Origin of the sequence: Methylovirgula sp. 4M-Z18, from assembly GCF_037890675.1 — a bacterium.
Classification (GTDB): domain Bacteria; phylum Pseudomonadota; class Alphaproteobacteria; order Rhizobiales; family Beijerinckiaceae; genus 4M-Z18.
On the sequence record NZ_CP149574.1, the window covers coordinates 994,437 to 1,007,991 of the forward strand.

The following is a 13,555-nucleotide window of genomic DNA, read 5'->3' on the forward strand; positions in this document are numbered from 1 at the left end:
AACCATGATCCGTATATCCCTGGCGCTCGCGTTAAGTATGTCCGTGGTGGGCCTGGCGCATGCCGCTTCGACTTGGACGGGCGGCGACGATCTGCCGACCAATCCGCTGGCCTGCGATGCGACGCCGGCCACCGCTGCGGCCCAGCCCTATAACGGCGGCACCGTCACCGGTGCGCCCGATCGCAAGGGCAAGCCGATCAAAGTGGTCGATGTGCCCAAACTCATTGGTATCGGTTATTTCAACGCCACCTCCAAGGGCATCGCCGACGCAGCCAAGGAACTCGGCAATGTCGATGCCAAGACCGACGGGCCGACCAAGGCCAATATCGACGAGCAGATCACTTTCATCGACAATTACATCACCTCCGGCGTCGACGGCATTCTCTTTGCCGCCAACGACCCGGTCGCGATTGCGCCGGTGCTGAAGAAGGCTCTGTCGAAGGGAATCAACGTGGTCGGCTATGATGCGAATTCGACGCCGGATGCGCGGCAATGGTTCGTCAACCAGGCCGAGTTCAATGGCATCGCCAAGGCTCTCGTCGACAATATGGCGAAGGAAACGGGCGAGGATGCGGGCGTCGCGATCGTCACCTCGACCTTCACCACGCCGAACCAAGCCCGCTGGATCTCGGAAATGGCCGCTTACGCCGCCAAGTGCCACCCCAAGCTGAAATTGCTGGAGACGGTAGAAGCGCAGGAGGACAATGCGCTCTCCTTCTCGCAGGCGACCACGTTGATCAACAAATACGGGTCGGATCTCAAGGGCATCTTCGGCATGACCAGCGTTGCGACGCCCGCGTCCGCCGAGGCGGTGACGCAGGCCGGACAATGCGGCAAAGTGGCCGTGGTCGGGCTCGCTACGCCCAATGCCATGAAGCCCTATGTCGCCAAGGATTGCGTGAAGTCGGTTGTGCTGTGGAATCCGGTCGATCTCGGCTATGCCGCCATGTATGTTCTGCGCGCCACGGCCGACGGCACGTTGAAGCCCGGCGATACCAAAGTCAAAGCCGGCAAGCTCGGCGAACTCAATGTCATCAATGGCTCAGAAATTCTGCTTGGCGCGCCCTTCGTCTTCACGAAGGACAATATCGGCAAGTTCGACTTCTAAAGCATTTTCCAGAAAAGTTGTTCGACTTTTCGATTAAGAAAATGCGACAAAGCGAAAAGTAGAGCATCTTGCGTTCTTACAGAATCGTAAGATGCTCCAAGGACGATTTTTGCGTCTACCAAACCCGTGCCGCACGACATACCGGCACGGGTTTGCTCGGATATCAGTGGCCGTAAGCTTTGACCTATAAGAAGGCCACAATGTCATCCCGGGCTTGCCCCGGGATCCAGAGTCCGGCAGCGACGGATTCGTCATTGGCGCTGCGCCGCAAACCTATCTCGCAATCGCTCACCTGTGGCCCTGGATCCCGGGGCGAGCCCGGGATGACAGGCGCTGGTGTCACATGAGTCCGAGGCAGGGGCCGTCGGTCCAACCTCTACTTTGGCCAGGGCAACCGGCTGCGTTCGGCCTGCTTGTGCGCTTCTTGTGCCGCCTTGAGCTGCGCTCGCGTGTACATCAGCGCGTGCTCGGCAAGATCGCGGCTATCTTCCCATAGATTCCGCCAAATTCCCAAAATGCCTTCCAGCGGCTGTCCGACGACGCGCGAGGAAAAGGATTCGAACGTGATCGGCCCCTGATAGCCTGCCTTCACCACCGCACGGAACACGCCGGCAAGATCGATGGAGCCCGATCCCATATAGCCGCGGTGCGAATCGCCGGTGTGGAAATAGCCGAGATAATCTCCCGTTTCGATGATCGCCTGCTGGATGTCGGATTCTTCGATGTTCATGTGATAGACATCGAGATGCACCTTCACGTTGGGAGCGCCGATCCGCTTGCACATCTCGACCGCTTGCGACGCAGTGTTGAGCACGTTCGACTCGTAGCGGTTGACCACTTCGAGCCCGATCGTGATGTTGCTCTTGGCTGCAATCTCCGCAGCGCCGTGCAGGATCTCGACCGATCGTTTCACGCCCTCCGCCGTGGGCGGCACCGTGTATTTTTGAAAGGCCGATTCGAGGATGCCGCAGACATGGGTCGCGCCGAGGTCGCGCGCCATGGCAAGGGCCTGTTCGAGTTTCGCCTGGCCGCGCCGTTCCTTTTCGCGATCGTTGCTCGAAATGTCCTCGTCGGCCTCCAGTCCCAGCGATGCGGTGCAGCCGATGCCGGCGCTCTCCAACTGGCGGCGCGTGAAATCGACATCGATCGATTTGGGGTCGAGAGTCGAAAGCTCGATGAGGTCATATCCGATTTCGGCCGTATTCGTAATGGCTCGGACGCAGCTTTCCTTGGTCCAGTCCTTCGTCCAGACAAATGCATGCACGCCAAACTTGTTCATTCTGCTTCTCCTAGTGAAAGAGGTGTGCCCCGACCGGCTTGTGCTGGGCCAGGGCGCTTGTTGCATTCATCGGCGGCGTAAGATCGATTGCAGATAGCCTTGCGCCCACAACGCACGAACCAGCATGATCAGCAACAGGAACGCGCCCCACAGCGCGGTCGCCAGATGCTGATTGGCGCCAAGCAGATTCAGGCCAGACGCGATCACCTGCAAAATGACCAAGGCGATGGCGACCGGGAGGACGCGGCCAAATCCGCCGAACGGATCGATGCCGCCGAGGAAACAGGCGAGAACCGTGATCAGCATATAGGCTTCGCCGTGGCCGACGCGCACCGAGTTGAAACGGGCTAGCATGACGATTCCGGCAAGACCGCACATGACACCCGACATCGTATAGATGAGGGTCAGCGTGCGTCGGGTCGGCACGCCGGAATAGCGTGTCGCCTCGAGGTTCGATCCGACCATGCGCGTGGCAAACCCAAGGCGCGTGCGCGACATCACCACATGCCAGACGAGAACCGCGCCTGCGAAAATGATAAGCGGCGTGGGAATCCCGAAGAGCATGCCCTGGCCGATCGCCTGCACCGCGTCGGGCGTCCCGGAAATGTCGCCCCCGCGGGTCAAGAATTCGCCTAGGCCACGCACGAAGATCATCATGGAGAGCGATACGAGGATGGGATGCGCGCCGGTGGTCGCGATGATCGTGCCCATGAGCCAGCCGACCAGCGCGCCGGTGGCGAGGGCGGCGAGCATGGCGAGCAGGATCGTCATCGCGCCCGCATCCGTGCCGCCGTATTGGTGCAGGATCGCCGCCATGGCGAGACCCGACAGATTGGCCGTGAAGGTGATCGCCAGATTGAAGCCGCCAGAAATGATCGGCATCACCATGGCCAGCGTCAACAGCCCGAGCTCCGGCAATTGGAACGCGATCGACGCGAATGTCGTCGGGCTCAGGAAATTGTCGGCCGTCGCGCCGAAGACCGCGCAAACCAGCGCGAGCAGGGCGAGCAGCGTCACGACTTCCCGATCGATCAGCTTGCTCAACCCGATCCGATCGCTGGTGCTAAAGGTTCTCGTCGTCATTGTACCACCCTCCGTTGCTTGGGCCGCCGCCATGCCGAGAGCAACTGCCCCACGCCCTGGCTCGACAAAGTAATGGCGACGAGAATGATTGCGCCGACGATCATCTTGAATGCGTAAGGCGAGATGCCGAGAAGGTTGAGGCCGTTCTGCGTGACGGCCACGAGGATGATGCCGAGGATCACGCCCAGGATCGATCCGCGGCCGCCGCCGAGCCGTGCGCCGCCAAGGACTACTGCGGCCAGCACGTTGAGTTCGCGGCCATAGAGCGCATTGGGCACGACTTCCTGTGCGTAATGCGCCTGCATCAGGCCGGCGATACCGGCCATCAGGCCGAGCCACCCGAAGGCGAGATAGTGCATGCCGCCGATGCTGATGCCGAGCCGCCGAGCGCCCTCCACATTGTCGCCCATCGCATAGAGCTGGCGCCCGATGGTGCTGCGCGCCAGCAGGAACCATGTCGCGGCAACGCAGACGATCATGGCGACGACGAGAATCGTGATCTCGGCCGGACCGTTGCCAGTTGCGATGCTGACAACCGTGACCCGCGTGGTCAGCCAGTCAGGCAGGTCGTACAGCGACACGCCGCCGGAAAAGAACATCAGGAAACCGAAGAACAGATTGTAGGTCGCGATTGTCACGACGATCGATACGATCCTGAACTGGTAGATCCAGAAGGCGTTGAAGAAGCCGAGCAAGGTTCCGAACGTGGCGGCGAACAAAAGGCCGAGCGCCCAATTTCCGCCGCCTGCCGCCTGCAGCGCGAGCACCGTGAGATATTGCACCACGGATGCCGCGACGGCGAAGGAGATGTCGATACCGCCGGCGATGAGAACGACGAGCAGTCCGACACCGAAGATGATGTCGACCGAACTTGCGTTGAGAAGATCGAAGAGGTTGGACGCCGTGAAAAATGTTGACGTCAGAACGCTAAGTCCCGCGCCCAAGACCAGGATCACCAACAAGAGCCATCGTTCCGTCGAGCCGACGTGCATGTTACGCATGGACGGCCTCCTCGATGGTGTCGATGGCGACCGCGCTGGGCCGATATTCGCCGACGATCCGTCCATCGCGCATGTGCAGGATGCGATCGGCATTGAAGTAGACTTCTGGAATTTCGTCCGAGATCAGGAGTATCGCCATGCCCTCGTCGGCAAGCCGGCGCACGATAGTGAAAATTCCGGCACGCGCGCCGACATCGACACCGACGGTTGGGGAATCGAGAATGAGCAGTCGCGGATTGGTCGAGAGCCATTTGGCCAGCACGACCTTCTGCTGGTTGCCGCCCGACAGGGTCGAAATGGCGTTTTCCGGCAGTCCGATTTTGATGCCCAGATCCTTGACCCATTTTCGCACCAGCGTATCCCGTTTCCGAAATGAGAGCAGGGGCTTTGGGCTGAGGAGCTGATTGAGCACCGTGATCGCCGTGTTGTCTTCGATCGACTGCTGTTGGATGAGGCCCAGCTGCAACCGGTCCTCGGACACGTAAGCGACGCCGGCCTTGATCGCATCGCGGTTGGTCGCAAAGTCGGCGGAACGGCCGTTCAGCCGGACGTCGCCGCGCGACGGCTTGGTCATGCCGAAGAGGGTCAGCGCCAATTCCGTGCGGCCCGCGCCGAGAAGGCCCGTCAAGCCGACGATTTCGCCGGCATGGATGGCAAAGGAGATGTCTTCATATTCGCCGGCGCGCGAGAGCTTATCGACATCGAGAACGATGGGACGGCCCGAGAGATCGCGGGTGCTGACCGAATAGTCGAATGTTTTGCCCGTCATGAGTTCGGTAAGACGGGTCTGCGTCATGCCCGCGGTCGGGAACGTGCCGACATAAGTGCCGTCCCGCAAAGCCGTGACGCGGGTGCACACGTCCAGAACTTCCGCTAAGCGATGGCTGACCAGGACCACGGAGATTCCTTCGCTCGACAGCCGCCGCACGATGGCGAGGAGCGCATCGGTTTCCGCTTGGCTGAGTGAGGCGGTGGGTTCGTCCATGAAGATCAGCCTCGCCTCGGTGACGAGGGCCCGGGCAATCGCGACGATCTGCCGTTGGGCGATGGGCAGGTCGCGCAGGAAGGCGTTCAGGTCGAGGGAGACGCCAAGGCGGCGCAGGATCTTTGCGGCATCTTCGTGCATGCGGCGAAAATCGGCCAATCTTGGTTTGGAGCCGAGATTGCGTTCGAAGCCAATGTTTTCCGCCACCGTCATCTCGGGAAATAGCGCGAGATCCTGCCAGATCACCTGGATCCCCAGGCCGCGCGCGATCGCAGGGCTGAGCTTCTCTAGAGTGTGTTCTTTGAAGCGGATGGTCGAGCCTGCATCCGGTTGCACCACGCCAGTGATGATCTTGATCAGCGTGCTCTTGCCGCATCCGTTCTCGCCGGCGAGGCACATGACCTCGCCGGGGAAAATATCGAACCGGACATCATTGAGCGCTTTGACGCCGCCAAATCTTTTGGAGACATGTTCGACATGGAGGAGAGGAGGCGAAGTTGACGTCTGAGCGGCGCTCGCCGCTGCGGAATTTCCTTGGGCCATTGTTGTTTCCTTCGTCTCTCGCGGCGAATTTGTTCAATCCGGCGCGCGCAGCGCCGGATTGTTTTTTGTGAGGACGTGAGGGCTCAGAGGCCCATCTTCGCGAGGTCGTCGATCGTGTCTTTGTTGATGTCGACGAGCTCATTCACGATCAGGTTGTGACCGTCGGGATGAACGACGCCCAAACCGGGAATGTCGGTTCCGTCGCTCACCTTGTCGCCCTTTGCGACCATGGTCCCGAGGGTGACGAAGACTTCGCCGGCCAATTCCGGGTTCCACATATAGCCGCCGGTGAGCACGCCATCATGCACCAGCTTCTTGCCTTGCCCCGGCGAGAACGGCCCCATCACCAGGATCTTACCTTCCTCGTGTTTTTCCACGACGGCGCGCGCGGCACCGATCGGGCCTTGGCTGCCGAAAGCGAGGAAGGCTTTGAGATCGGGATTGGCGCGCATCAGATCGAGCGCGGTGCTGCGCGATTGATCGACATTCTCCGCAACGCCGTAACGGTCGCCGACCTGTTTCATGTCGGGCGCGTGCGCCTTGATATAGGCGATGGCCGCATCGGCCCAGGCGTTATGGAGCGGCACCGTCAGTGAACCGACGTAGACCGCATATTCGCCTTTGCCGCCGAGCGCTTCGACCAGCCGCTTGCCATAGGCCTCACCAAAACCTTTTGCCGACGCGAGTTCGAAGTCGTAGTCGGCGTTTTTCTGTTTCGGCGATTCATGGGTGATGACTTTGATGCCGGCCGCACGGGCGCGCTCCAGCACCGGCTCCAACACTTCGGCGTCATTGGGGACGACGCCGATCACGTCGACCTTCTGGGCGATGAGATCTTCGATCGCACGAACCTGCAGCGCGGGGTCGGCGCTGGTTGGGCCGATCATGGTCGCTTTGACGCCGAGTTCGGCGCTCTTCTTCTTGATGCCGGCTTCCATGGCATTGAACCAAGGAATGCCGCCGATTTTGACGACGATACCGATCACCGGATGATCCGGCGAAGCCTGAACGGCATGGGCGAATGCGAGTGAAAACGCGCCTGCCAACAAGGCGTGCCTAATGGTTTTGAACGTCATGATATCCTCCCTTCATTTTGGTCATCGAGATGTTTTTGTGGATGCGTGCGGAATGAATTTTGTTGTCGTTACGTCGCGATCATTGTCCTCCTTGGTATGCATCTTTTATGTGCCGATTGAGCGTTCGAGCCGGGCGGCCTTTTAAGGTCCGTTCATGGGCGCGGCAGGATGACGAACATCCCGTGTCGAAGCGCGAATGATGAGCTCGCACGGAAGTTCGACATGTTTGGGCGGCGCGAGATCGCCGCGAATGCGCGCGCTGAGCAGATCCCAAATCGCGCGGCCCATTTCACGCACCGGTTGACGAATGGCCGTGATCGGCGTCGTCCGCGCGCTCATCCAGGCATAATCGTCGAAGCCGATCAGGGAGATCTGCTCCGCGACGCGCCAGCCCTGTTCCGCGATGGTCGTGAGCACGCCCAGGGTTGTGAAATTGGTGAGGGCGACAACGGCCGTCGGCGTTGCGCTGTCCCGGAACCAGGCCGTCAGGCGCTTGCACGCTTCGTCGCTGGTTAGACCCAATTCGACGACCGCTGGATCGGGCAGGCCATATTGGCGCATCGCGTCCCGCGCGCCCGCGCATCGCTGCCGGATGTTCGCGAGCTCGAGCAAAGTCGCGGCGATCAGAATGTTCGTGTGTCCGAGTTCGACCAGATGGCGCACAGCGGCGGCGCCGGCGGCAATGTTGTCAATCGACACTGTGTCAGCGGGCAGGCTATCGCCGCCACGGTCCGCGACGACATAAGGCGTGCCCGCGTTTTCGAGCAGCTCACGGCCCGGAAATTCATCCGTGCAAGGAAGCACGATGACCCCCGCCGGACGCCAGGCGAGGATGGCTTTCAGACGCGACGTCTCTGTTTCCACCCGTCCTTGCGCGCTCGCAACGATGACTTCGTAATTTTCCGCGACCAGGCATTGCTCGATCGACGACACGACGGACGTGAAAAAGGGATTGTCCAGGTCCGGCACCACGACGGCGATGATTCTCGCTTCGCCGGTCCGGAGCTGGGAGGCGAGGGGGTCGACGCGGTAATCCAGCGTCCGCGCGGCCTCCCGAACCCGCTTGGCGAGCTTTTCGCTCACCGGCTTGCGACCTGTCAGCGTATTCGAAACCGTCGCCGGGGAGACCCGCGCCAGTTTCGCTACATCCATGATAGATATGATTTTTTCGCTCATTTAATCAAGCCAAACGCCAACGTAAAACGATTTACTGAAAATCGTTTTACAGCATCGTGCTCGGAAGTGCAAGAATGGAATATGACGCGCGCCAATTTTGTTTGTGGCTTACAGATCGTTTACAACGTTTGACGGCGCGGAAGGGGCCTGACATGAGCGGCGATATTTCACACACGCATTTCGATTTTGCGAAGCTCTCCGAACGCGAGCGCTACAAGCTGTTGATCGGCACGGTCATCCCGCGTCCGATCGCCTTGGTGACGACCGTGAGCAGGGCCGGGCGGGCCAATGCCGGCCCCTTCAGCTTTTTCAATGTCCTGACCCACGATCCCGCCATCGTCGCGATCGGCGTCGAGAATCATGCCGACATGAGCTTCAAAGATACGGCACGCAATATCCGCGAAACGGGCGAGTTCACCGTGCATATCGTCGATAATGCGCTCGTCGAACATATGGAGGTGTGCGCCATCAAGTTCGGTCCCGAGATCGACGAACTCGCCGAAGCCGGGCTTGCCACGACAGCGGGACAGATGGTGCGCAGCCCCCGTATCCTGGCGGCGCCGGCCGCTCTCGAATGCCGCCGGCATACGACCCTGCAAGTCGGGCCTGCCCGCGAAATCATTCTCGGCGAAGTCCTCGGCGTCTTCATTCGGAGCGACGCGGTGGATGCGTCAAAGTTTTATGTCGACCAGAACCTGATGGATGCGGTGGGGCGCATGGGCGGCTATAGTTACGCGCGAACGCGCGATCAGTTCGAAATCAAAACGATGACGAAGGACGAGTGGGCCCTGCACAAGAACCAGCGGCCTGGCCATGTCGATCGGCTCTAGCCAATCGTTCAGAATGAACTATGCCCTGTGGCAGCCCTTTGCTCGCCCGGCCCGGTTACCGCATGCACGGCGCGAATGGCACCCCGTAAGACGATCTCGCCGTTCGTTGTTGCTGTTCGCTCTATAAAGGCCCGATGAGAGGAGACGCCATGTCGGTTAAGAAACTCGAGGAACTGCGCAGCCAGCGCTGGTTTGGGCCGACGGACTTACGCAGTTTCGGGCATCGCTCGCGCATGATGCAGATGGGCTATACGCTCGACGATTTCATGCGCAAGCCCGTCATCGGCATCATCAATACCTGGAGCGGTTTCGCCCAGTGCCACACCCATTTTCCCGAGCGGGTCGAGGGTATCAAGCGCGGCGTGTGGCAGGCGGGCGCCTTTCCGGTGGAACTGCCGGCGCTCTCGCTCTCCGAGCAATATGTCAAGCCGAGCGCGATGCTCTACCGCAATCTCCTGGCGCTGGAGGTCGAAGAACTGATCCGTTCCCATCCGGTGGACGGCGTCGTGCTGATGGGCGGTTGCGACAAGACCACGCCCGGAACCATCATGGGCGGCATCTCGATGAACCTGCCCATGATCTTCATGCCGGCCGGACCGATGATGCGCGGCCATTCCGGCGGCAAGATCTTGGGCTCCGGCTCGGACGTTTGGAAATTCTACGCCGAGAAGGAAGCCGGCACGATCAGCGAGGCGCAGTGGAACGACATGGAGGCGGGGATCGCCCGCTCGGCCGGCACCTGCATGACCATGGGCACGGCCTCCACCATGACCGCCATCGCAGAAGTGCTGGGCTTCGCGCTGCCCGGTGCCTCCTCGATCCCTGCCGGCGATGCGGCCCATGCGCGCATGGCGGCGCACTGCGGCAAGCGCATCGTTGAAATGGTGTGGGAGGATTTGAAACCCTCCGACATCATGGACCGCCGTTCGGTCGAGAATGCGCTCGTCATCCACAATGCGCTCGCGGGCTCGACCAATGCCATGATCCATCTCGTCGCCATGGCGCGCCGCGGCGGCGTTGCCATCAAGCTCACCGATTTCGACGATTATGCCCAGAAAGTACCGGTCATCTGCAATCTGCGGCCGTCCGGCGCATGGCTGATGGAGGATTTCTTCATCGCCGGCGGTGTCCGTGGCCTGCTGAAACGGCTCGAACACCTGCTCCATCTCGACGCCGTCACGGTGGCGGGAACGCTGGGGCAGGGGTTGGAGGGCGCAGAGGTCTATAACGACGACGTCATCCGGCCGCTCGACAAGCCGATCGCCGCTTTGGGCGGCACCGCCATCCTCTATGGCAATATCGCGCCCGACGGCTGCGTGATCAAGCCGCCGGCCGCCGAGCCGCGGCTGCTCAACCATACCGGCCCCGCTCTCGTCTTCGACAGTTACGACGAAATGACGAAGGCCGTGAACGACCTCGATCTCGATGTCACGCCCGATCATATCATGGTGTTGCGCAATGCCGGCCCGATCGGCGGTCCCGGCATGCCCGAATGGGGCATGCTGCCGCTGCCGAAAAAGCTGCTCAAACAGGGCGTGCGCGACATGCTGCGCATCTCGGACGCCCGCATGTCGGGCACGAGCTATGGCGCCTGCATCCTGCATGTTTCGCCGGAATCGGCTATCGGCGGCCCGCTCGCGGCGGTGCGCACCGGCGACCTGATCACGGTCGATGTTTCGAAGCGCTCGATCCATCTCCATGTCTCCGACGAGGAGATCAAGCAACGCATCGCCGCCTGGACCCCGCCGCCCCGCAACTACCCACGCGGCTATTACCGCATGTTCGTCCAGCACATCCGGCAGGCCCATGAGGGGTGCGATTTCGACTATCTGGAAGGCGCGCAGGGGATTCCTGAGCCGGAGATTCATTGAGTTGGGGGATGTCGCGCGCGAATAGGGATGGTGTCTATCGCGCCGAGCCGGACATACAAACTGTTACCTATGTCTCAAGGTCGGACGCAGTGGTCGTGGCGTCCCGGAAGGGACGTGACAGGCGATCTCTTTAGTATATTGATTTTGCTTAGCGTTTTCGGCATTTACTTATGTGTAACGTAGCAGAACGGCGAAGCGGTGCAAGACCATACCCGACGTTTCCACCGCAAAAGCTCGAAGAGCAGGGGCAACCCTTGTCGTTGTTGCAAAAGTCAGGCGCGAGACTCTAGCTTTAATCGCGAGCTTTGTGACGCCTGGAAGCCGATTGAGGACAGCGATGGAAGACCGCGAGAAACGCGCCCTGGGTGCTTTGGCATCGATGGTTCGGCAGTACGTATATCAACACCACGATGGCGTGATTGATAGTGGTGCCATGTCAGCAGCCGAACATGCTATCGGTGCGCTTTCGGAGTATGGGTACATGGACGAGACGTGCGAAGGGCGCATAATGGGTCGCTGGACTGAAGCTGGCGAAGCCCTCTTGGAGTGGAATTACCCTTTCAGTGAGCAGAAAAATAAAACATTTCCGATGCCGCCGATTATCAACCCTGTGCCTTGATAGCGGGGCACTGGGGTAGAGTCGCTTGTTGGGTCGATTTTGATACGTCTTCCTAGCTGCGGTAGCGAGGGCCAATTTTGATGCCGGACATGTTTTCACCAAAAGACGTGAGGCGAGAGCCAACCGATATTGAGATGGTTCAAGAGGTCACGTTGCAGCAGCTTTCAGATTGGCTGTTACGACTTTTTGGAGCTTTGCCAGAACATCTCCTGCAACATTTTCGAGATTTGGAAGCTCTTAAAAACGGCCTTTCCCCAATTTTCAATGAGATGAGGGACGGTGACAGCCTCTGGTTGTGCCAAAGCCGATTTAGAGCGCCGTTGTGGGGTCACGAAGGCGTGGCCCTCGTCCGCGACAATCGGCCTATTGTCTACATCCTCATGATGAACCATTAAGCCGGTCGGGAAAAACGCACCTTCACGGGCATGAGCCGGGGCGACACTGTAAGAGAGGCTAATGAATGAAGTTTCCACAGTTCCTATTGCCAATATGCGTCATCGCTCTGTGCTCATGCTCGGCTTGGGCGCACGAGTACAGGTATGACACACCGCTCAAACGGGCGTACAATTTGAAGGCCAGGAAGGCTTGGCCGACCCATTACGTTCCGATGACCAACTCTGAATATCCCAATACCCTGAAGGACGTGAATTCAAAGCCGCGCAGAGAGTTCTTTCACAAGTGCATCGGCGACGCTTGACCCATGAACCCGCTATTTAAGCGTCACGCCCTTACACTGACATCACCCCTTGCCCTTTCGGAATGCCAGCGGCTCTTGCAACTATCCATGGACGGCTTCATGACCGCTGGTGGTCGCAGATCGGTCATTGGACGTATCAAAGGGACAAAGCTCAAAGCCTGCAAGAGGAACGGCTTCGGCCATTGCAATTCGTTTCAAACAATATTGACGGCTAGGCTAGTCAAACAGAATGGGCAGACTCATATCTTATGTACTTTCGCAATGCATTCCTTTGTCAGAATCTTTTTGTTTCTATGGTTTGGCGGACTGATTGGAGGCGAAGCTTTTGCAGTTGTTTGCTTATATTTGAAAGCATTTTCTTCCCTCCCTATTTCGGGTGATCCTGTTTCGACTATTTTTATACCACCATTCATGATCTTGTTCGGGATAATATTGGTGTCGGTGGGGCGCTATCTTAGCAAGGACGACCAAGGCTATCTGACTGATTTCATTTGCGGGACCCTTGATGCTCACCCCGATAAAATTGGCGAAAAGATTCGAAGCGGCATCTAAGAGCCCAGCGGCCCGCTTCTCCCTCCTCGCCATACCGCGTGCGGGCGAGGACGTCGCGGGTGCGCTAGGCGCGATTGTGCGCGTTACGTTCCGGGGAATGCGAGGGGGCCGCTGACGTCAGAGGCGGGTCAATGTCCAGCATCGAAGCCTCAGCCTACGCCGCTGCACGGGATGCCTTGCCTCGGCTGAGCGTCTAGATCAGCCGAGCATCTTGGGGTCGGCCAGAGGGGATAGCGGGCGCAGATATGGCGATGTACGAGGTGGTCACGTTCTGCCTGCCGAGCAATTTAGTGCGCCATGACGAACGCGTGTCGGCTCGAGGTTGTCACCCATGTCTTAGGTACAAACTGTTACCTATGTCTCAAGGTCGGACAAGTGAAGCGTGGCGTCCCGGAAGGGATTCGAACCCCTGACCTACGGTTTAGGAAACCGTTGCTCTATCCTGCTGAGCTACCGGGACGTCGAGGTCTGTTTAGCATAGGTTGAGCCGGAGGAAACCCCCGCTGCCGCAGATTGCGGCCCCCAGGCGGGGTATCATCGCCCGTTCGCCTCCCGGCCTGTCTTGGGACCGGTTGCACAAGCGTCATTTCGGGCGCCACGACGTTGCGGCAAAAATTGCATAGTGATTTGCTCCGATTTGCAAATTCGGCTTTCTTCCTTGCCTATTTTTGGGCGGCTGCTAACCTTTCGGGACCGTTGCGGGGCGTGGCAAGGGATCAATATGTGCGGCCGTCG

12 protein-coding genes and 1 tRNA gene are annotated in these 13,555 nt (G+C 59.6%); 6 read left to right on the forward strand and 7 right to left on the reverse strand.

The window, feature by feature from the left end:
- The first annotated feature begins 4 nt into the window (after window positions 1-4).
- A complete protein-coding gene (locus V9T28_RS04540; protein ID WP_116401051.1) occupies window positions 5-1,108 on the forward strand; it encodes an autoinducer 2 ABC transporter substrate-binding protein in 1,104 nt (367 codons plus the stop codon).
- 376 nt (window positions 1,109-1,484) lie between these two features.
- Here V9T28_RS04540 and V9T28_RS04545 read toward each other — a convergent pair whose 3' ends face one another.
- The 6 genes from V9T28_RS04545 to V9T28_RS04570 all read right to left on the reverse strand — a co-directional run bounded on the left by V9T28_RS04545 (window position 1,485) and on the right by V9T28_RS04570 (window position 8,251).
- Window positions 1,485-2,387: a sugar phosphate isomerase/epimerase family protein gene (locus V9T28_RS04545; protein ID WP_116401052.1), complete on the reverse strand. Its 903-nt coding sequence runs from the start codon at window positions 2,385-2,387 to the stop codon at window positions 1,485-1,487.
- Between the two features lie 66 nt (window positions 2,388-2,453).
- Window positions 2,454-3,470, reverse strand: a complete 1,017-nt coding sequence (locus V9T28_RS04550; RefSeq protein ID WP_116401053.1) for an ABC transporter permease — start codon at window positions 3,468-3,470, stop codon at window positions 2,454-2,456.
- Entirely contained in the window at window positions 3,467-4,471 is a 1,005-nt protein-coding gene (locus V9T28_RS04555; protein ID WP_116401054.1) for an ABC transporter permease, read from the reverse strand. The genes V9T28_RS04550 and V9T28_RS04555 overlap by 4 nt, the downstream gene beginning before the upstream one ends.
- Window positions 4,464-5,999: a sugar ABC transporter ATP-binding protein gene (locus V9T28_RS04560; RefSeq protein ID WP_116401055.1), complete on the reverse strand. Its 1,536-nt coding sequence runs from the start codon at window positions 5,997-5,999 to the stop codon at window positions 4,464-4,466. Before V9T28_RS04560 ends, V9T28_RS04555 begins: the two co-directional genes overlap by 8 nt.
- Before the next feature lie 83 nt (window positions 6,000-6,082).
- Window positions 6,083-7,075 carry a substrate-binding domain-containing protein gene (locus V9T28_RS04565; protein WP_116401056.1) on the reverse strand — a complete coding sequence of 331 codons (993 nt, stop codon included), beginning with the start codon at window positions 7,073-7,075 and terminating at the stop codon, window positions 6,083-6,085.
- Between the two features lie 141 nt (window positions 7,076-7,216).
- Complete coding sequence (locus tag V9T28_RS04570) at window positions 7,217-8,251, reverse strand: LacI family DNA-binding transcriptional regulator (RefSeq protein ID WP_116401057.1); 1,035 nt, start codon at window positions 8,249-8,251, stop codon at window positions 7,217-7,219.
- Window positions 8,252-8,403: 152 nt separating this feature from the next.
- Between V9T28_RS04570 and V9T28_RS04575 the strand changes: the two genes are divergently transcribed.
- The 5 genes from V9T28_RS04575 to V9T28_RS04595 all read left to right on the forward strand — a co-directional run bounded on the left by V9T28_RS04575 (window position 8,404) and on the right by V9T28_RS04595 (window position 12,820).
- Window positions 8,404-9,081 carry a flavin reductase family protein gene (locus V9T28_RS04575; RefSeq protein WP_116401058.1) on the forward strand — a complete coding sequence of 226 codons (678 nt, stop codon included), beginning with the start codon at window positions 8,404-8,406 and terminating at the stop codon, window positions 9,079-9,081.
- Window positions 9,082-9,230: 149 nt separating this feature from the next.
- A complete protein-coding gene (araD, locus tag V9T28_RS04580; RefSeq protein WP_116401059.1) occupies window positions 9,231-10,952 on the forward strand; it encodes an L-arabinonate dehydratase in 1,722 nt (573 codons plus the stop codon).
- Between the two features lie 337 nt (window positions 10,953-11,289).
- Entirely contained in the window at window positions 11,290-11,571 is a 282-nt protein-coding gene (locus V9T28_RS04585; protein WP_116401060.1) for a hypothetical protein, read from the forward strand.
- Window positions 11,572-11,651: 80 nt separating this feature from the next.
- Window positions 11,652-11,966: a hypothetical protein gene (locus V9T28_RS04590; RefSeq protein ID WP_147306442.1), complete on the forward strand. Its 315-nt coding sequence runs from the start codon at window positions 11,652-11,654 to the stop codon at window positions 11,964-11,966.
- Between the two features lie 401 nt (window positions 11,967-12,367).
- Complete coding sequence (locus tag V9T28_RS04595; protein WP_147306443.1) at window positions 12,368-12,820, forward strand: hypothetical protein; 453 nt, start codon at window positions 12,368-12,370, stop codon at window positions 12,818-12,820.
- A 383-nt stretch (window positions 12,821-13,203) separates the two neighbouring features.
- Here V9T28_RS04595 and V9T28_RS04600 read toward each other — a convergent pair.
- Window positions 13,204-13,280: transfer RNA gene (locus V9T28_RS04600), tRNA-Arg, on the reverse strand.
- Window positions 13,281-13,555 lie beyond the last annotated feature (275 nt).